13 protein-coding genes are annotated in these 18,073 nt (G+C 69.8%); 4 read left to right on the top strand and 9 right to left on the bottom strand.

Translation table 11 applies throughout. The annotated features are described in order from the left end of the window. Window positions 1-20: 20 nt before the first annotated feature. Window positions 21-221 (top strand): SlyX family protein, encoded by a 201-nt coding sequence (locus BLQ03_RS04430; RefSeq protein WP_090753367.1) that lies wholly within the window; start codon window positions 21-23, stop codon window positions 219-221. Window positions 222-254: 33 nt separating this feature from the next. On the opposite strand, the gene BLQ03_RS18800 is transcribed toward BLQ03_RS04430, so the two are convergent. Beyond that, window positions 255-866, bottom strand: coding sequence for a DUF4177 domain-containing protein (locus tag BLQ03_RS18800; RefSeq protein ID WP_245688676.1), 612 nt, complete (start codon window positions 864-866; stop codon window positions 255-257). 85 nt (window positions 867-951) lie between these two features. After that, the gene (gatB, locus tag BLQ03_RS04420) at window positions 952-2,466 is read right to left on the bottom strand and encodes an Asp-tRNA(Asn)/Glu-tRNA(Gln) amidotransferase subunit GatB (RefSeq protein WP_090753365.1); all 1,515 of its coding nucleotides are present in this window, start codon (window positions 2,464-2,466) and stop codon (window positions 952-954) included. Window positions 2,467-2,614: 148 nt separating this feature from the next. Here gatB and BLQ03_RS04415 point away from each other — a divergent pair, with 148 nt between their 5' ends. Continuing rightward, the gene (locus BLQ03_RS04415; protein ID WP_090753363.1) at window positions 2,615-3,247 is read left to right on the top strand and encodes a hypothetical protein; all 633 of its coding nucleotides are present in this window, start codon (window positions 2,615-2,617) and stop codon (window positions 3,245-3,247) included. 14 nt (window positions 3,248-3,261) lie between these two features. On the opposite strand, the gene BLQ03_RS04410 is transcribed toward BLQ03_RS04415, so the two are convergent. After that, window positions 3,262-6,843, bottom strand: coding sequence for a hypothetical protein (locus BLQ03_RS04410; RefSeq protein ID WP_090753361.1), 3,582 nt, complete (start codon window positions 6,841-6,843; stop codon window positions 3,262-3,264). A gap of 208 nt (window positions 6,844-7,051) precedes the next feature. On the opposite strand from BLQ03_RS04410, the gene BLQ03_RS04405 reads away from it, so the two are divergent. Next, window positions 7,052-8,236, top strand: coding sequence for an SIMPL domain-containing protein (locus tag BLQ03_RS04405; RefSeq protein ID WP_090753359.1), 1,185 nt, complete (start codon window positions 7,052-7,054; stop codon window positions 8,234-8,236). A 286-nt stretch (window positions 8,237-8,522) separates the two neighbouring features. Then, window positions 8,523-9,173, top strand: a complete 651-nt coding sequence (locus tag BLQ03_RS04400; RefSeq protein ID WP_090753357.1) for a TerC family protein — start codon at window positions 8,523-8,525, stop codon at window positions 9,171-9,173. Between the two features lie 65 nt (window positions 9,174-9,238). Here the strand turns inward: BLQ03_RS04400 and BLQ03_RS04395 are convergent, their stop codons facing one another. The 6 genes from BLQ03_RS04395 to BLQ03_RS04370 all read right to left on the bottom strand — a co-directional run bounded on the left by BLQ03_RS04395 (window position 9,239) and on the right by BLQ03_RS04370 (window position 18,068). Then, window positions 9,239-10,411 carry a DUF1501 domain-containing protein gene (locus tag BLQ03_RS04395; protein WP_090753355.1) on the bottom strand — a complete coding sequence of 391 codons (1,173 nt, stop codon included), beginning with the start codon at window positions 10,409-10,411 and terminating at the stop codon, window positions 9,239-9,241. Window positions 10,412-10,422: 11 nt separating this feature from the next. Beyond that, on the bottom strand, window positions 10,423-11,769 hold the full coding sequence (locus tag BLQ03_RS04390; protein ID WP_090753353.1) for a DUF1800 domain-containing protein: 1,347 nt from the start codon (window positions 11,767-11,769) through the stop codon (window positions 10,423-10,425). Window positions 11,770-11,868: 99 nt separating this feature from the next. Beyond that, window positions 11,869-13,647, bottom strand: coding sequence for an aspartate--tRNA ligase (gene aspS / locus BLQ03_RS04385; RefSeq protein WP_090753350.1), 1,779 nt, complete (start codon window positions 13,645-13,647; stop codon window positions 11,869-11,871). A 155-nt stretch (window positions 13,648-13,802) separates the two neighbouring features. Next, on the bottom strand, window positions 13,803-14,630 hold the full coding sequence (locus BLQ03_RS04380) for a glycoside hydrolase family 25 protein (protein ID WP_090753348.1): 828 nt from the start codon (window positions 14,628-14,630) through the stop codon (window positions 13,803-13,805). A 135-nt stretch (window positions 14,631-14,765) separates the two neighbouring features. Next, window positions 14,766-16,145, bottom strand: coding sequence for an FAD-binding oxidoreductase (locus BLQ03_RS04375; protein WP_090753346.1), 1,380 nt, complete (start codon window positions 16,143-16,145; stop codon window positions 14,766-14,768). A gap of 129 nt (window positions 16,146-16,274) precedes the next feature. After that, on the bottom strand, window positions 16,275-18,068 hold the full coding sequence (locus tag BLQ03_RS04370; protein ID WP_090753343.1) for an aminopeptidase P family protein: 1,794 nt from the start codon (window positions 18,066-18,068) through the stop codon (window positions 16,275-16,277). Between the last annotated feature and the right edge of the window lie 5 nt (window positions 18,069-18,073).

Here is an 18,073-nt window from a genome sequence, read left to right as displayed (position 1 = left end):
GATTAGCGGAAGGGGGCGGCATGGACAAGTTGCAGGCGCTGGAAGAACGGATTGCCCATCTTCAGCGCACGGTCGAGGACCTGTCCGACGTGGTCTCGCGGCAAGCGACCGAAATCCGCGCCCTGTCGCGCCGCGTCGGCCTGCTGATGGAACGCGAGGCCGAGCGCGAAGCCGCCGAAGGCACGATCCCGCTGGCCGACCAGCGCCCGCCGCATTGGTAAGTGCGCACGCAGTGTGATGCAGGCGCCCAGGTCTTACCGTTCGGCCGGGCCCAGGCGGGTGGTGCTGCCGGGCATGGGTTCCGAGAAGATGCCGCCCGCCTTGGGCTCGGGCCGCTGCGCGGCCAAGGGGGGACGTTGGACGAAGGGCGGCGGCTCGGCCGGGCCTTCGGTGCGGTCGGGGTCGAAGCCGGGCTCGTCGTAGTCGTCCACCCGCGCAGCCTCGGTTCTGGCGGGCTCGGGAAGAGTCGCCTCGGCTGGATCGCCGTCCGGCCAGTCCGAGGGCGGCTCGGACCCGGGCGCCGGTTCGGGGGCGGGTTGCGCCGCAGCCAGCGGACGCAGAGCGGGGCCCGCTTCGTGAGAGGCCGCAAGCGGTCGCTGCGCCGCGGCCCACTCGTGCTGGGGATAGGCAGGCGCGAGCGCGCGGCGGAAGACCAGGACGTTGTGATAGACGGTGGTGCGGCTGGTCAGGCCGCTGCGTTCCTCGCAGGGCAAGGTTTCGGCGCGGACATACTCCCAGCCCGCTTGCGCCATGCGGTTCATTTCCATGGTCAGCGCATGGGCGAAGCGTTCCGCCCCGCTGCGGGCACCCCGGACCTTTTCGCCCCGGTTCGGCGCGGGCAGGACGGTGTATTCATAGGCTTGCATCGCACGCTCCTTGCGCTGGGTCGTTTCCGGTGCAGCCGAACGCCCCGTCCCCGGCCCGCGTTGCAAGCCTGGACCCGGGGACGCGTCAGAGCCCGAGCTTTTTCGCCACCATCTCATTCACGGCCGCCGGGTTGGCCTTGCCGCCCGTCGCCTTCAGCACCTGCCCCGTGAACCATCCGGCCAGCTTGGGGTTCGCCTTGGCCTTTTCCACCTGCGCGGGGTTCGCGGCGATAATCTGATCGACTGCCGCCTCGATCGCGCCCAAGTCGGTGACCTGCTTCATGCCGCGCGCCTGCGCGATCTCGGCGGGCTCACCGCCCTCGGTCCAGACGATCTCGAACAGGTCCTTGGCCATCTTGCCGGAAATCTCGCCCGAGGCGATCAGGTCCAGCACGCCGCCAAGCTGCGCCGCCGACACCGGGCTTTCACCGATGGACAAGCCTTCCTTGTTCAGCCGCCCGAACAGTTCGTTGATGACCCAGTTCGCGGCCTGCTTGCCGTCGCGGCCCTTGGCCACGGCCTCGAAGAAATCGGCGTTCTCGACCTCGGCCGTCAGCACGCCCGCGTCGTATTCCGACAGGCCCAGTTCCTGCACGAAGCGCGCCTTCTTCTCGTCCGGCAGCTCCGGCATGCCCGTGGCGATGTCATCCACCCAGCCCTGCTCGATTTCCAGCGGCAGCAGGTCGGGGTCGGGGAAATAGCGGTAGTCGTGCGCCTCTTCCTTCGACCGCATCGACCGCGTCTCGCCCTTGTCGGGGTCGTACAGGCGGGTTTCCTGCACCACCGTGCCGCCATCCTCGATTATGGCGATCTGGCGGCGCGCCTCATATTCGATCGCCTGCTGGATGAACCGCAGCGAGTTCATGTTCTTGATCTCGCAGCGGGTGCCCAGCACGGAATGGTCGCCCGTGGCCTGATAACGCTCATAGTCACCCGGCTTGCAGACCGACACGTTCACGTCGGCGCGCAGGTTGCCGTTCTGCATGTTGCCGTCGCAGGTGCCGAGATAGCGCATGATCTGGCGCAGCTTGGCGACATAGGCCGCCGCTTCCTCGGGGCCGCGGATGTCGGGACGGCTTACGATCTCCATCAGGGCGACGCCGGTGCGGTTGAGGTCCACGAAGGACAGCGCAGGGTCCATGTCGTGGATCGACTTGCCCGCGTCCTGTTCCAGGTGGATGCGCTCGATCCGCACCCGGCGGGCCACACCGGGGGCCATGTCCACGATGATCTCGCCCTCGCCCACGATGGGGTGGTAAAGCTGGCTGATCTGATAGCCCTGCGGCAGGTCCGGATAGAAGTAGTTCTTCCGGTCGAAGGCCGACATCAGGTTGATCTGCGCCTTCAGCCCCAGCCCGGTGCGGACCGCCTGCGCCACGCAGAATTCGTTGATGACCGGCAGCATCCCCGGCATTGCCGCGTCCACGAAGCTGACGTTCGAATTCGGCTCGGCCCCGAAAGCCGTCGAGGCACCCGAGAACAGCTTGGCGTTCGAGGCGACCTGCGCGTGGACTTCAAGCCCGATGACCAGTTCCCAGTCTCCCTTGGCCCCGGCGATGACCTTGGGTTCGGGGGCGGTATAGGAAAGGTGGTCCAGCATCTTCGTCTCCGGCAGCGTTGGGGTGGTTTCTATTGCCGTGGCCCTCGCGCGACAAGGGCTGGTTGCGCGAGAGCCGGTCGCCGGAATGTTCATTGAGGTCCGGCAGGGCGCGGGCTAGGCCGCACCAAAAGGTGCAAGGGGAAATGTCATGCGCAAGGGAATCATGGTTCTGGCGGCGCTGGCGCTGGCCGGATGCGGCGCGGTCGAGGCCGGGCGGCAGGCCACGACCGCCCCCACCATCGCCCCGGTCGAACGTCCCTCGGTGACCGGCCGCCTCGCCTCGGCCGTGGGCCTGCGCAAGGAACAGCCCGCGATGCGCTGGGGCGAGGACAACACCGAATGGACCGAGGCTGCGCTGGCCGCGCTGGATTCCGAAGGCGTGACGCTGCTGTCCACCGTGCCGTCCGACGTGATGCAGTTCTGCCCCGGCTACGCCGCGCAGACGCGCGAGAACCGGAAGGCATTCTGGGCCGGGCTGGTGTCGGCCGTCGCCCATCACGAGGGCGCCTCGCAGGGCTCGCCCCGCGGATTGCTGCGCCTGTCGCGTCCCCAAACGCAGGAAGGCGCCTGCGGCACGGGAGAGGACGGCGCGGGCAACCTGCGCTGCGCGGTGCGGATCATGGCGCGCGAGGTCACCCGCGACGGCGCCATCGCGGGCGGGGCCGAGGTGCAGGGGGGCCGCAGCTGGCGCGGGCTGGCGCGCAGCTGGATGCCGCTGAGATCGCAGGAAAAGCGGGCAGAGATCGCCAGCTGGACCCGGCGGCAGAGCTATTGCAGGTAACGCAAGGGCGCTGATCAGCGCCCGTTCAGGATCGGCAGGTTGTAGGTCCGGCCGCCCTTGACATAGGTGATCTTGCCGTTGCCGATCGAGTTGATCGCGCCGCCGTCAATCCGGTCGCCCAGGCGCACCGTCACGACCTTGCCGTTGCGCAGGCGGATCAGGCCGCGGCTGGCGCGCCCTGCGCCCACCACACCGATGACCTGAGTCTTGTTCGTCTCGATCCCGCGCAGGGTCGCATTCTTGGCGACGTCGCCCGTGGTGCGGCCCTCGGCGGGCTTCTGGGCGATCTCGGGCTCGTCGTCGATCTCGGGCGGGCGATAGCTGCCGCGCGCGGCGATGGCGGCGCGTTCCTCGGCCTCGGCCTGGGCGCGGGCGCGCGCTTCGGCGGCGGCGCGGGCCTGCCTCTCGGCCTGGGCGTCGGAAGCGGCGCGCTGGCGGGCACGCTCCTCGGCCTGTCGCTGCAACTGCTCGTCACGCATGCGCTGGCCCGCGTCATCCGGCACCGGTGCCGCGCTGGCGGTCGTCGTCGGGGCCGCCTGGGGAGCCGGCGTCGGCATGGGAACCGGCGTCGGGGTGGGCGCACGCAGTGCTGCGGCGGCAGCGGCGGCGACCGCCTGGGCTTCGGCATCGGCCTGGGGTACGGGTATTGCGGCGGGGCGCGCAGGCTTGCGCACGGGCGCAAGAGAAGCGGCCGAGGCCAGCGCAACCGGTGCAGGCTTGGCGGTCGCCACCGCCTCGGCCAGGGCGCTTTCGACGGCCGAGGAGGATTTCGCCGTCCCGGCACGGCTCGGACGCGCGGCCGGGCGTCCGTTGGTGTTGGCTGCTGCCTTCACAGGGGCGGCTTTCGCGGGCGACGGTTCGGACGCGGCGGACTTCGAGGCACGCGCGGCCGGGCGGTCGCCCGAGGATTTTGCTGCAGGTTTGCTGGCCACGGCCTCGGCCACCGCCGCATCGACGGCGGAAGCGGCCGCAGCAGGACGGCGCGACGGCCGCGCCTCGGCAAAGCGGGGCCCGTCAGCCGCCGAAGCGACCGAAAGGCGCGGAAGTGTCGGATGGAGCGCATAAAGCCCGGCCAGCAGTGCGTCGGCGGTAACCCGCTCGGCGGGCGTCATCTCGGCCGCGGTCACCGACTCGTCGGCCGAACCTTCCTCGGGGCGCGGACGGGGCCGCGAAGAAGAGACCGGCTCACGGGTCGTGGCGGGCCGCGTCGAGGCACGGGGCGCCGCCTCGGGGCGGGACGGTGCGGGACGCGGGGCAGCCGTGGCCGCCGGACGCGCTGTCCCGGCAGGACGCGCAGCTTCGGGTGCTGCGGCGCGGGGAGCGGTGGTCGCGCGGGGAGCCTGCACCGAGGCGGGGCGAGAGGCAGGCCGCTCGGACCGGGTCAGCGCACGGCGTCCCGGCACCACGGCAGGAAGCGGGTCGGCTTCGGACACGGACGGCGCGGCGGCAGGCTGGGGCCGACGCGGTCCCGTAGTCGGACGCGCGGCTGTCGACCCTGTGGGCGCGGCAGATTGCGCAGAGAGTGCAGGGGCAGCCGCTGCGGGCGACGCAGACGAAGTGACCGGAGACGCCGCCTCGATCTCGGCAGGTGAGCGGGCCGACGTGACGGGAGGCACGGCCTGAGCCTCGGTTCCAGCCGATCCGCCGTCGTCTTCGGCAATCGCAGGCGCCGGGTTGGAAGGGGCATTCGCGCCGGGTGCCGAACCGGCAGACGTGCTGGCCGGAGCCACAGGCGCAGCAGCCGGCTGGGTCGGGCCCGCAGTCGTGGTGCCATCGGTAGCGGTGTCCGGAGCAGCAGGAGCCGCGACAGTGGATGTGGCACCTTCGGCCTGCTCTGCCGGGTCAGGCGACCGCAAGTCCGGCGCGGCGGGTGCCACCGGCGCAGCCGTGGTCGTGGGAACAGTATTCCCAGCATTGGTCTGCGCCGCGTCGGAAGCTGGCGGCGTAACCGAGGAGGACGTCGGCGGGGTGGTGACGGGCTGAACCTGAGCAGCGGCATTCCCGGTGGCGCCGGGACCCTGTTCCGGCGCCTGAACGGGGTTCGTCTGCGTGGCGGCAGCAACCGGAGCCTCGATGCGGGAAGGTTCGACCGGCACCGGAGTCTCAACCACCTCGGCCTGTGCCGGGGCCGCGCTGGAGGGCGTCGGAGGCATAGTCGTCCCTGCTTCCTGTGCTTCGGGCTGCGCGGCAGCCTGCGCCGCCGGGTCCTCGGCCGGCGCCGGGACGGCTGGAGCAGTGGCCACCGGCCGGTCACCCGGCGTTACGAAGGCCCAGATCAGCATCAGTCCGACCAGCAGCGCGCCGAGCATCACCAGCAGGCCGCCGACGCCGCCGCGCGCGCCCGGGTGCTGGGCGACCGGAGCAGGCGGGTCCACGCGCAAGGCACGAGCAGCTGCCGCGCGTTCGATCACCACGCGGCCCCGTTCCGGCAGGGAGGGCTTGTCAGGCGACGCCTCGGCCTCCTCCCCGTCCGACAGCGCAAGCGCCCGATCCTTCGACAGCCGGGGTGCTGCGGGCCTGTTGCCGGGCAGAACCGCGGCCGGATTGCCTGCCCTGGCGACACTGGCTGAAGCCGCTGCAGGAGCAGGATCGGCATCCCCGGGGCGCAGTTCCGCCGGTGCGGACTCTGCGGCCGGGCGCGAGTTCTCGCCCGTGGCCTCGTCCATCCCGGAGACCGGGGGCTCGGTCTGCTCGGACGTATCCGCCACCAAGCCATCGCCGATCTGATCCTGGGCCAATGAAGCATCATTGGCCTCGGCGGACGCTACGACAACGTCCGGAGCCTGTCCCTTGGCGACCTCGGCCGTGGCCGCGGCTTCATCTTCCCCAGCAGCAGGAGAGCCGCCCTCCGGTTCCGCTTCTTTCGGGGCGGAACTGTCCTCTGCCACAGTTTCGACGGCACCACGATCATCTGCGAGATCAGTCTGGCCATCTCCGGGCGGCACGGTGGCATCGCCAGCCTCCGCTGCGACAGCATCGGCCTTCACCGCATCATCCGACACCGGCGCATCCTCTGCGGCAGCCTGCGAAGCGGTCGCCTCGGGCTGGTCCGCCGGAAGGTCGCCGGGCAGGTCGGCATCGCCCAGAACCTCGTCCGCCGCGACGGGCTCGCCGAAGCGGGGAGTCGCCGGGAACAGCCCATCGGCCGGATCGGCCAGGAAGCCCGCGGCGGCAAAGCCGTGGCGGCGGGCGAAATCCTCGGCCTCGCGCAGGGTCTGGCGCGCGACCGCCGCCACGCGCACGTCGCCGGCCGCGCTCGGCCGCCAGTCCCAGGCGAGATCCGCCACGGGATAGGGCGTCAGGCCGTCCAGCGCCTGGCCAAGCTCGACCGGCTTGTGGTCGTCCCCGGGAATGGGCAGCGAGGTGTAAAGGATCTGGTCGTCGGGAATGATCAGCGCGACCTTGGCGTCGCGCCCGTTCGCCACCAGCTTGCGCAGCCGGGCCATCTCGGCCCGGAAGTCGGGCGCGTCGAAGGCGGCGACCGCCCGCTCCTTCCACCGCACCGAGGCGGCCGCCGGCGGATCGGCCCGTTCCATCAGGTGAACGGCATCGTTGCTGAATGACAGGGCGAAATCGGGCGCGGAACGCTTGCTCATGGGCCGGGGCTTATCCGTTCTGGCCGGTCGTCGTTCATGCGCGATCCGGTCCGTTGCTGCTCAACCCCATGGATAACCGAACTGCGCCCCTCTGCAAAGCGAAACACCTCATCGTGAGAAAGCCCCGCGCGGATTTGCGGCCCTGCCCGAACCCGGGCAGACTGGCCCGGACGCGGGATCCCGCGCGAAGGCAAGGCAAGGAGTTTCCATGAGCCCGCTCCCCTCGATTTCCCTGCGAACCGCCGCGCGGCTGCCGCTGTCGGCCGCGCTGGCGCTTGCGATGCTGGCGCTTCCGGCCGCGGCGCACCCGAAGACGGCCGGCTGCGGCATGAACGCGGGGGCGCAGGCGCCCACGATCAACGTGCAGGGCGAGGGCCGCGCCAGTGTCGCCCCCGACCTTGCCACGGTCTCGTTGGGGGTGACCACGCAGGCGCCCACGGCGGCACAGGCAATGTCGGACAACGCCACCCGCCAGACCGCCATCATCGAGGCCCTGCGCGCGCAGGGCGTGGCGCCCGCCGACCTGCAGACCCAGGGGCTGAGCCTGTCGCCGCTGCAGGATTACTCGCGCGAGGGACAGCCGCCGGTCATCACGGGCTATCAGGCGCAGAACATCGTGACGGCCCGCATCCGCGACCTGCCCCGGCTGGGCGCGATCCTGGACACGATGGTCGGGGCGGGCGCGACCGACGTGCAGGGCATCACCTTCTCGCGCGAGGACGCAGCCGCGACCGAGGACCGTGCGCGGACCGAAGCCGTGACCGAGGCCCGGCGCCGCGCCGAGGTGATTGCGCGCGCGGCGGGGATGGAATTGGGGCCGCTCGTTTCGCTCACCGACACCAGCATGACGCAAGGGCCTCGGCCGATGGCCATGATGGCACGTGCCGCCGATGCCGAAGCCTCGACCCCGGTCGAGGCGGGCGAGTTGACGCTGAGCGCGCAGGTCACCGGCGTCTGGTCGCTGCTGCCGACAAGCGGTGACGCAGGCGGATGCGGGCCGCAGGACGGCCATCACCACGGCCCCGGGCATCACCACGGGATGCCGATGCACGGACACGGGCATGAGCACGGCGCCATGCCGGGCCATCATCCCGGCATGATGCAGCCTCCGCGCGACGGGATGGGGGACCATCACGGCACGATGCCGCCCGGTCACATGGAAGGTGCCATGCCTTCCGCCGGCCCGGAACGCGCGGGCGCACCTGCCCCTGGCACGTCGGACGCCACGCAGCCTGCCGCCCCTGCCGGGAGCGACTCTGCAGCGACTCAAGAACCGGCCGCCCAAACCGGGCCGGCCGAGCCCGCCGCCCCTGCGAGTGGCAACCCTGCCGGGCAGGACGCCTCACGGGCAGACGACACCGGGGCCCCTGCCCCGGCAGCGCCGTCGAACTGACAGGCCCTTCAACATGAAGGAAAGGAGGGCCAAGGCTCTCCTTTCCCCTCACCTGCAGGGCAGCCGTTGTCCGCGCAGACCCAGATGCCCCGCGCCTGCGCCATTGTTGCTATCCTGTCTTCCGCTCAACGAAATTGAGGCAGAATGAGGCGCTCCGGGCATTGCCCTTGTCCCGGTCAGCGTCTATCCGGCCGCCCAGGCAAGGCGGCCCCGAGAGACTCGGAGGCCTGCGGCCATCCGCAACGGAACGCCGGCTGTCTCGGTCCGGTGAAACAAAGGGAACAGCATGGATTTCATCACAGGTGACTGGCTTGTGGCGCTGTTCCAGGTCATCGCGATCGACCTGGTGCTGGCGGGCGACAACGCCATCGTGATCGGCTTGGCCGCCGCCGGCCTGCCCAAGGACCAGCGCAACAAGGCCATCCTGGTCGGCATCATCGCCGCGACGATCATGCGGATCGGCTTTGCGCTGATCACCACGCAGCTTCTGGCGATCACGGGCCTTCTTCTGGCGGGCGGCCTGCTGCTGCTGTGGGTCTGCTACAAGATGTGGCGCGAGCTCAGCGCGGGCCAGCACCAGCACGAGGTCGAGGCGCACGAGGCGCTGGAAGACGCCGACCTCAACAAGGACGGCCGCGTCGCGGGTGCCCCGCGCAAGACCTTCGCGCAGGCGGCGACCCAGATCGTCATCGCCGACGTCTCGATGTCGCTGGACAACGTGCTGGCCGTGGCCGGCGCCGCGCGGCACCATTTCGAGGTGCTGATCATCGGCCTGGTGCTGTCGATCGCGCTGATGGGCCTTGCCTCGACCTATATCGCCAAGCTCATCAACCGCTATCGCTGGATTGCCTGGGTCGGCCTGCTCATCATCCTCTTCGTTTCGCTGAAGATGATCTGGGAAGGCTGGCACGAGATCGCGGTGCGCATGGCCGTCTGAGGACAGCGCCACTTGCACCTGGAAGCCCCGGCCCTTGCGGCCGGGGTTTTTCTTTTCGGCGCCTCTCAGGCCAGGATGCGCGGATCGGGGCCGAGGTCGAGGCCGGGGAAGATCGCCCGCTCGATCAGCCCGGTCTTGGTGCCGAACAGCCCCCGCATCGCCCAGCCCGCATAGGCGCGAACGTCCCGCGCGGGCAGCAGGTCGCGGTCCTGGTAAAGCTGCCCCTCGCCCAGCCCTGGCCAGTCGCCGTAAACGCGCCCGCCCCGGACCGCGCCGCCCGCCATCAGCAGCGCGCCGCCGGTGCCGTGGTCGGTACCGCCCGAGCCGTTCTCGCGCGCCGTGCGGCCGAATTCTGTCATCGCCAGCACGGTCGTGCGCGCCCAGTTCGCGCCAAGTCCGTCGCGCAGCGTCAGGATGGCGGTCGCGAGATCCCCCAGCGGACGCTTCAGCACCTGTGCCTGCCGGGCGTGGCTGTCCCAGCCCGACAGCGAAAAGGACGCGATCCGGGTTTCGCCGTTCAGCCGGTCCGCCGCGAAAGCAGCCAGCCGCGCCGCATCGCCCTTGGGTCCCTTGCCCATCTCGCCTGTCAGCGAAGCGCCGATCTCCTCGGCGGCGCGCGCGGCGTCGCGGAACAGCGGGTCGTCGTGATAGACTTCCGCCAGCAGCAACCGGGCCTGCGGAGACAGCGTCAGGGCCGCCTCGGGTGCCCAACTGAGTGCGCCGGCAGAACCGGACAGGATCAGCATCTCCTCGGTGCCGACGCTGTAGGCGGTCTCGGCCGTGGCGCCGGGCATGGCCTGCAGCAACCGATTCAGCCAGCCGCCCTTCTGCTGGTCGATGGGCAGGTCGTTGCCCGTCCCCGCTTCCAGCAGGTCCTGCCCGTCGAAATGGCTGCGCTTGTCGCGGTAGGGGGTGGCGACTGCATGGGCGAAGGCCAGCTCTCCCGCCTGCCACAAGGGCATGAGGCCATCCAGCGCCGGGTGCAGGGCGAAGAAATCGTTCAGAACAAGCGCGCCGCCCTCGGGGCCTGCAGACAGGGCGAGCCGTAGCGCCCGCAGGGCGGGATCGCCATAAGGCTGCACCACGTCCAGTCCGTCCATCGCGCCGCGCAGGACGATCACCACCAGTCGGTTTTCCCCGGGTGCCGAGGCAAAGGTCATGGTGGACAACAGCGGATGCGCCGCGGCGGAACACGCGGCGAGGGCTGCGGTCTTCAGCAAGGCGCGGCGCGTCGGCATGGGAGGCCCTTTCAGCGGCGGTTGAACTCGGCCGAGGCCAGCACGATCGCCACCCCCTCGCGCGTGTTCTCGGCACGCGGAACGGCACGGGCCAGCGTTTCGGAAACGGTGGCGCCCAGGGCGGTGGACAGGAACGCGCGGGGGTCGGGAAAAGGTTCGATCAGGCGCTGCGGGGTGGACAGCGCCCAGCCGATGCGGGCGGACAGAAGCTGCGGCGTGATCCAGTCGGCCGCATGCTCGGGCCAGCCGTCAGGGCCGCGCGCCTTGCCGAAGGGCTGGCCCATGCGCTGCATCGGCACCAGCAGGTGTTGGCGCACCTGCGGGCGTTCCAGCGCGAGGATCTCGCCTGCCCCCATCCCCAAGGCGCGCAGGGAGGCGGCAATGAAATCGAAAGGCTGCCGCGTCTTCTGCCCGAAGGTGGCGGCAAGTCCCGGATGGGCGACCAGCGCGGTATTGATCGCGCTCAGGTCGCCGCCGCTGTCCAGCCATACCGCCGCGAGATCGGCCACAAGCGCCTCGGGCGGGTCGTCAGCGGCGAAATGGGTGGCGAGCTTGCGCGAAAGGTGCCGGGCCGTCGCCGGATGCATGGCCAGGTTTCCCATGGCACGCGCGATCTCGGGCAGGCCGTCGCCATAGGGCACCCCCAGGACCGTCTCGGCCCCCGGCTCGGCCACCTGCGGGCGAAAGCGGCGGTCGTCCTTCGGGTTGTAGGTCAGCCCGGTCAGCAACTCGGCCAGCTCCCGCACGTCGGATTGTTTGTAATCAGCCCCGACCCCCAGCGTGTGCAGTTCCAGGATCTCGCGCCCGAGGTTCTCGTTCAGCCCGACGTGCTTTTCGGGCCGACGCCGCGCGAATTGCGAGTTCGGGCCGACGCTTGCGTTCTGGTTCAGGTAGATCAGCATCATCGGATGCGTCGCGGCGGCGAACAGCATGTCGCCGAAACGGCCGTTCAGATGCGGGCGGATCGCCTCGTCCACGAAGGCGGCGGCCATCAGGTGCTGCGTCGGGTTCTGCGCGACCGCGGTGAAATGGTCCGCCCAGAACTGGACCAGCCGCTCGCCGAAGCCTGCCGGCGCACCTGCCGCACGGGCGATGCGGTTGCGCAGCGCATCAAGGCGCTGGCCTTCCAGCTCCTGCACATGGGCGCGGTAATCCTCGGGACTCAGTGCGCCTTCGTCACGGGCCTGCCGGATCTCGGCAAAATCGAGATGCGCAGCCGTGGCGGCCGTGGTCGTCCAGCCGTCGGGGTGCGTGGCCTGCGCCACCGACTCCAGAAGAAACACGGATTCTGCCGGAGGCATCCGGGGCGACAGGCCGTAGCCCAGCCGGATGGCCGCACGCTCTGGATCGATCGCCATCACCCGCCTTTGCCACGTGGCGCAAACGCGCGCCGCCGCCCCTTGTTCCATGGGCGGCGGCGGCAGGCATTTCACGCTTTGCTGACGGCGGGATGCCGCTCAGGCGTCCTTGGGCAGCACGCGCAGCCGCAACTCGCGCAACTGCTCGTTGGTGGGCTCGCTGGGCGCGCCCATCATCAGATCCTCGGCCCGCTGGTTCATCGGGAACATGATGACCTCGCGGATGTTCTGCTCGTCCGCCAGCAGCATCACGATCCGGTCGATGCCCGCCGCGCAGCCGCCGTGGGGCGGCGCGCCATAGCGGAAGGCCTTGACCATGCCGCCGAAGCGCTTCTCGACCTCGTCGCGACCATAACCGGCGATCTCGAAGGCCTTGAACATGATCTCGGGCGTATGGTTGCGGATGCCGCCCGAGATCAGCTCATACCCGTTGCAGGCGAGGTCATACTGGTAGGCATGGACCTTGAGCGGATCGCCGTTCAGCGCCTCCATCCCGCCCTGCGGCATCGAGAAGGGGTTGTGGCTGAAGTCGATCCTGCCGTCGTCGGTTTTCTCGTACATCGGGAAATCGACGATCCAGGCGAACTTGAACTGGTTCTCGTCGATGAGGCCCAGCTCGCGCCCGATCTCGGTCCGCGCCCGGCCCGCGACCGCCTCGAAGTCCGAGGGCTTGCCGCCGAGGAAGAACACCGCGTCGCCTTCCTTGAGGTTCAGCGCCGCGCGGATGGCTTCGGTCTTCTCGGGGCCAAGCGCCTTGGCGATGGGACCGGCGGCCTCGGTCGCGCCCGCGTCATCCTTGCGCCAGAAGATGTAGCCCATCCCCGGCAGCCCCTGCTGCTGAGCAAAGGCGTTCATCCGGTCGGCGAACTTGCGGCTGCCGCCCGTCGGCGCCGGAATGGCGCGGACCTCGGTGCCCTCCTGCTCCAAGAGCTTGGCGAAGATGCCGAAGCCCGAGCCGCGGAAGTGCTCGCTGACGTCCACCATCTCGATGGGGTTGCGAAGGTCGGGCTTGTCGGTGCCGTATTTCTTCAGCGACTCGACATACGGGATCAGCGGCCAGTTCGAGTCCACGCGGCGGCCGTTGCCGAATGTCTCGAACAGGCCCTGGATCACCGGCTGGACGGCGGCGAAGACGTCCTTCTGCTCGACGAAGGACATCTCAACGTCGAGCTGGTAGAAGTCGGTGGGTGAGCGGTCGGCGCGCGGGTCCTCGTCACGGAAGCAGGGCGCGATCTGGAAATAGCGGTCGAAGCCCGCGACCATGATCAGCTGCTTGAACTGCTGGGGCGCCTGCGGCAGCGCATAGAACTTGCCCGGATGCAGGCGCGAGGGCACGAGGAAGTCGCGCGCCCCCTCGGGCGACGAGGCCGTGATGATCGGCGTCTGGAACTCGGTGAAGCCCGCGTCCCACATGGCGTCGCGCAGCCACTTGATGACGCGCGACCGCAGCATGATGTTGTTGTGCAGGGACTCGCGGCGCAGGTCGAGGAAGCGATAGGCCAGCCGCGTTTCTTCGGGGTAGTCCTGGTCGCCGAAGACCGGCAGCGGCAGGTCGTCCGAGGCGCCTAGCACCTCGACGTCGGTCGCATAGACCTCGATCTCGCCGGTGGACAGCTTGGGGTTCACCAGCGAAGCGTCGCGCAGCTTTACCTTGCCGTCGATGCGGATCACCGTCTCGGCCCGCAGTTTCTCCAGCGTGGAAAACGCCGGAGAGTCGCTGTCGGCGATCACCTGCGTGATGCCGTAATGGTCGCGCAGGTCGATGAACAGCACGCCCCCATGGTCGCGCACCCGATGCACCCAGCCCGACAGGCGCACGGTGTTCCCGGCGTCGGCGGCGGTCAACTGGCCGCAGGTGTGGCTGCGATAGGCGTTCATGGCGCGTCCTCTTGTGGTCCGGTGCCGCATGAACGCCGCGACGGCAGTCAAGTCAAGCCGGTCGGAACGGCACAAGGCAATCGCCTGCGTAGAAATTCCGGAACCTGGCCCGGCGGAAGGGCGCGCCCGAGGGCTGGGCGCGCCAAGTCAGGCCCTCAGCGCTGCATCCGGGCCGACAGCCAGCCGTTCCACTGGGCGCGGTTGCCGGCAAAGGCGTTCAGGTCCACGTTGCCTGTGAAGCCCGGCGCCGTGCCGGTGCCGGTGTACTGCCAGAAGCTCCACCGCTGGCCGGGATAGGTGACGCGCGGATGGTCGGCGACCGAGCGCAGCCAGAACTCGGCATTCACGCTACGGACCCCGGTGTCGCGGTAGAAATCGACCGTGGTGTAGATGATCGGGCGCTGGCCGTAATACTGGTGCAGCATCGACATCATGATGTTGACCTCGCGCCGCACCTCCTCGGCCGAGGGCTTGTAGCGGCAGTTGCGCGACTGGTGGTTCCATTCGAGATCGATCACCGGCGGCAGCGCGCCGCGCTCGCGGGGCACGTTGGCCATGAACCAGGCCGCCTGCTCGGCGCCCGAGCGGCAGAAGTAGTAGAAGTGATACGCCCCCCGCGGGATGCCCGCGGCCCGCGTCTCGGCCCAGTAGCGGCGGAACATGGGGTCCGAGTGGTCCCCGCCCTCGGTCGCCTTGATGAAGGCGAAGCTGATGCCTGCACCCCGCGCCTGGTGCCAGTTCACGTTGCCCTGATAGCGGGACACGTCCACCCCGTGGACCTGGTGGTTGTAGGGGTGCCCGCTGGTCCAGACGTGCGGCGCCGTATCGCCCAGCAGCGGCACCGCGCCCCCGACGAAGCCGCCCTGCACCGACTGCCCCGAGCCGATGCTGATGTCCGTCACCACCTGCCGCGTGGGCCCGCCGCCACAAGCCGCCAGCGCCGTAACCGCGAGCAGCGCCGCCGCCTTGATCCAGGATTTCATGTCCGCCTCATTCCGTTTCTTTGGCTTCTTTTTGGCGGACTATTTCACCGTATTCCGGACAAAGTCACCTGCGGCCCGCAAGCCACCACGCACGCCCTGTTCACGAAACCGTCAGGACGTGCCGGGGGTGCCCGATCAGTTGAAATCGGGCAGCAGCTTGCCGGGGTTCATGATGTTGTTGGGATCAAGCGCCCGCTTGATCGCGGACATGACCGCGCAGGCCTCTCCATGTTGGTCCAGCATCAGGTCGCGCTTGCCCACGCCGATGCCATGTTCGCCGCTGATCGTGCCGCCGACGGCGATCGCGCGCTCGGCCATGCGGCGGGCGAGGCGCTTAGCCGTGGTGATTTCCTCGGTGTTGCCGGGCTCGACCAGCATCAGCGTGTGGAAGTTGCCGTCGCCGACGTGGCCCACGATGTTGCCGGGGATACCCGCCTCCTCCATGTCGGCGGCGGCGGCGGCCACCGCGCCGGGAAGCTCGGACATGGGCACGCAGATGTCGGTGACGACACCCGTCGCGCCGGGACGCAGCTTCAGCGTGGCCCAGTAGCTGTTGTGCCGCGCAGCCCAGAGGCGGTTGCGTTCCTCAAGCGTCGAGGCCCACTGGAAGTTCTGCCCGCCGTGCTCGGCCGCGATCTCGCCGAAAGCCTCGGCATTGGCGCGCACCGCATCGGGCGAGCCGTTGAACTCGATCATCAGATGCGGCTCCTCGCGGTAGTCCGAGCCCATCTGCAGGTTGATTGCGCGCATGGCCATCGGGTCCATGAACTCGATCCGCGCCATGGGGATGCCCAACTGCATGGTCTGTGCCACGCAGGTCACCGCCTCGGTCAGCGAGGGGAAGGCGCAGACGGCCGCGGCCACGTCCTCGGGCTGGCCGTGCAGGCGCAGGGTCAGTTCGGTGATGATGCCAAGGGTGCCTTCGGACCCCACCATCAGCGCAGTCAGGTCATAGCCCGCGCTCGACTTGGCGGCGCGGGTGCCGGTGCGGATCACGCGCCCGTCGGCCAGCACGACCTCCAGCGCCAGAATGTTCTGCCGCATCGTGCCATAGCGCACTGCCGTCGTGCCGCTGGCCCGGGTCGAAGCCATGCCCCCCAGCGAGGCATTGGCCCCTGGATCCACGGGGAACATCAGCCCGGTGGCCCTCAGTTCCGTGTTCAGTGCCTCGCGCGTCACGCCGGGCTGGACCACGGCCAGCATATCCTCGGCCCGGACCTCCAGCACGCGATCCATGCGCATCAGGTCGACCACCAGCCCGCCATGGACGGCCAGCGCGTGTCCCTCCAGAGAAGTGCCGGTGCCCCAGCCGATCACCGGCACGCCGTTGTCGTTGCAGACCTTCAGCACGCGCGAGACTTCCCCCGTGTTCAGTGGGAAGGCCACGGCATCGGGCGGCGGCGCGCGGTGGAAGGTTTCCGAGGCGCCATGCAGCTCGCGATCGGACTCACCGGTGGAAAGCCGGTCGCCCAGGATGGCGCGCAACTCGGACAGGACGGCTTCGGAAATGGGCATCTTCGGACTCCTTGAAGGCGCAGGGAAGATGCCAGCGCGCCCCCGCGCCCTCAAGCCCGATCTTCTGTCCGGAAATATCCCGGGGGAGTCGCCAGAGGCGACGGGGGCAGCGCCCCCAGCAACCTCGCCCTACAGGGGCGCGGTCGCCTGCTCCAGCCACGGCCGCACCTCGTCCGGCGCCAGAGGCCCGATCTCGTCCCGCACCCGCGCGTGATAGGCGTCAAGCCAGGCGATCTCGGCGCGGCTCAACATCCCGATCTCGATCAGGCGCTTGTCGATGGGAACCAGCGTCAGCGTCTCGAAACCCAGCATCTCGCGCCTGTCAGGGCTGTGGGCGGGCTCAACGGCCACCAGGTTCTCGATGCGGATGCCCCATTCGCCCTCGCGGTAATAACCGGGCTCGTTGGAAAAGATCATGCCGGGCTCCAGCGGCAGCTCGGACCGGCGCGAGATCCGCAACGGTCCCTCGTGAACGCAAAGCGCCGCACCCACGCCGTGCCCGGTCCCGTGGTCGAAATCCATGCCCGCCGACCACAGCGGCGCGCGGGCCACCGCCTCGATGTCGCGGCCTGCAAGGCCCTTGGGAAAGCGCAGCCGGCTGAGACCGATCATCCCCTGCAACACGCGGGTATAGGCGTCCCGCGCCGCCTCGGGCGGCTCGCCGATGGCGATGGTCCGAGTGATGTCGGTCGTGCCGTCCGGGAACTGCGCGCCGGAATCCAGCAGCAGCAATTCGCCCTCGCCCACCGTTCGGTTGGTGGCCTCGGTCACGCGATAATGCATGATGGCGCCGTTTGGGCCCGATCCGCAGATGGTGTCGAAGCTGATGTCGATGGCCCCCGCCTCGCGCCGGAAGCCTTCCAGCGTGCGGACCACGTCGATCTCGGTAATGCAGCCCGGCGCCTGCGCATCCACCCACGCCAGCGCCCGGATCATCGCCACCGCGTCGCGGCGATGGGCAGCGCGCATCCCCTCCAACTCGGCGGGAGTCTTGCGCGCCTTGGGAAGTGCCACGGGGTCACGGCCTCGGGCGATCTCGACGCCCGCCTCCTCCAGGGCGCGGAACACGGCCTCGGGGGCGGTGTCGGCGTCCAGCCGCACCGGGCCGTCGAGCGCGGCAAGAGCCGCCGTGAAGCCATCCGGCGGCGAGATCGTGACCTCGTTGCCCAGATGCGCGCGGACCTGCGCGTCGAACTTGGCGGGATCGGCGTAAAGCCCGACACGCCCCTGCGCATCTATCGTGGCAAAAGCCTGCACGACCGGGTTCCGGGGAATGTCGGCGCCTCGGATGTTCAGCAGCCAGGCAATCGAGTCCGGCAGGGTCAGCACCGCCGCGCCCTGCCCCGCCTCGGACAGCACCTTGGCGATCTGTGCACGTCGCTCGGCCGGGGTCGCCCCTGCCACTGCCGCGTCATGGATGCGCGCGGCACCCGTGGGGGGCGCGGGCCGGTCGGACCAGATCGCATCGACAGGGTTCGGGATGGCGCGCAGGATGATGCCGCTGCCCGCAAGGCCCTTCTCCAGCGCCTCGATCTCGGCGCGGGTATGCAGCCAAGGGTCATAACCCAGCACGCCGCCCTCCGGCAGCGCCTGCTTCAGCCAGGCGCTGGCCGTGGTTTCGGGCCAGGGCACCGGGGTGAAAAGCGCCGGGTCCACCTCGGCCCGGACCTGCACGCGATAGCGGCCGTCGATGAAGACTCCTGCCTGCGACGCCGTGACCATGGCGAAGCCGGCACTGCCGGAAAAGCCCGTGAGCCAGCGCAACCGCGCATCCGCATCCGCCACGTATTCGCCTTGCCAAGCGTCGGCGCGGGGCACGATCACGGCGTCCAGCCCCTCGCGCGCCATCAGCGCCCTCAGCGCCGCCAGGCGCGGGCCGCTTGCCGCCGGGTCCGAGGGGGCCGAAAACTCCTGCCAGGTCATGCCCG

This window comes from Paracoccus chinensis (genome assembly GCF_900102885.1).
Taxonomy (GTDB): Bacteria; Pseudomonadota; Alphaproteobacteria; order Rhodobacterales; family Rhodobacteraceae; genus Paracoccus; species Paracoccus chinensis.
This window is presented reverse-complemented; position numbering and strand designations above follow the sequence as displayed.

What these genes read in the sequence shown, in the direction of transcription:
- BLQ03_RS04430 (WP_090753367.1), top strand. Translation starts at nt 21, where the DNA reads ATGGACAAGTTGCAGGCGCTGGAAGAACGGATTGCCCATCTTCAGCGC.
- BLQ03_RS18800 (WP_245688676.1), bottom strand. Translation starts at nt 866, where the DNA reads ATGCAAGCCTATGAATACACCGTCCTGCCCGCGCCGAACCGGGGCGAA.
- gatB (WP_090753365.1), bottom strand. Translation starts at nt 2,466, where the DNA reads ATGCTGGACCACCTTTCCTATACCGCCCCCGAACCCAAGGTCATCGCC.
- BLQ03_RS04415 (WP_090753363.1), top strand. Translation starts at nt 2,615, where the DNA reads ATGCGCAAGGGAATCATGGTTCTGGCGGCGCTGGCGCTGGCCGGATGC.
- BLQ03_RS04410 (WP_090753361.1), bottom strand. Translation starts at nt 6,843, where the DNA reads ATGAGCAAGCGTTCCGCGCCCGATTTCGCCCTGTCATTCAGCAACGAT.
- BLQ03_RS04405 (WP_090753359.1), top strand. Translation starts at nt 7,052, where the DNA reads ATGAGCCCGCTCCCCTCGATTTCCCTGCGAACCGCCGCGCGGCTGCCG.
- BLQ03_RS04400 (WP_090753357.1), top strand. Translation starts at nt 8,523, where the DNA reads ATGGATTTCATCACAGGTGACTGGCTTGTGGCGCTGTTCCAGGTCATC.
- BLQ03_RS04395 (WP_090753355.1), bottom strand. Translation starts at nt 10,411, where the DNA reads ATGCCGACGCGCCGCGCCTTGCTGAAGACCGCAGCCCTCGCCGCGTGT.
- BLQ03_RS04390 (WP_090753353.1), bottom strand. Translation starts at nt 11,769, where the DNA reads ATGGCGATCGATCCAGAGCGTGCGGCCATCCGGCTGGGCTACGGCCTG.
- aspS (WP_090753350.1), bottom strand. Translation starts at nt 13,647, where the DNA reads ATGAACGCCTATCGCAGCCACACCTGCGGCCAGTTGACCGCCGCCGAC.
- BLQ03_RS04380 (WP_090753348.1), bottom strand. Translation starts at nt 14,630, where the DNA reads ATGAAATCCTGGATCAAGGCGGCGGCGCTGCTCGCGGTTACGGCGCTG.
- BLQ03_RS04375 (WP_090753346.1), bottom strand. Translation starts at nt 16,145, where the DNA reads ATGCCCATTTCCGAAGCCGTCCTGTCCGAGTTGCGCGCCATCCTGGGC.
- BLQ03_RS04370 (WP_090753343.1), bottom strand. Translation starts at nt 18,068, where the DNA reads ATGACCTGGCAGGAGTTTTCGGCCCCCTCGGACCCGGCGGCAAGCGGC.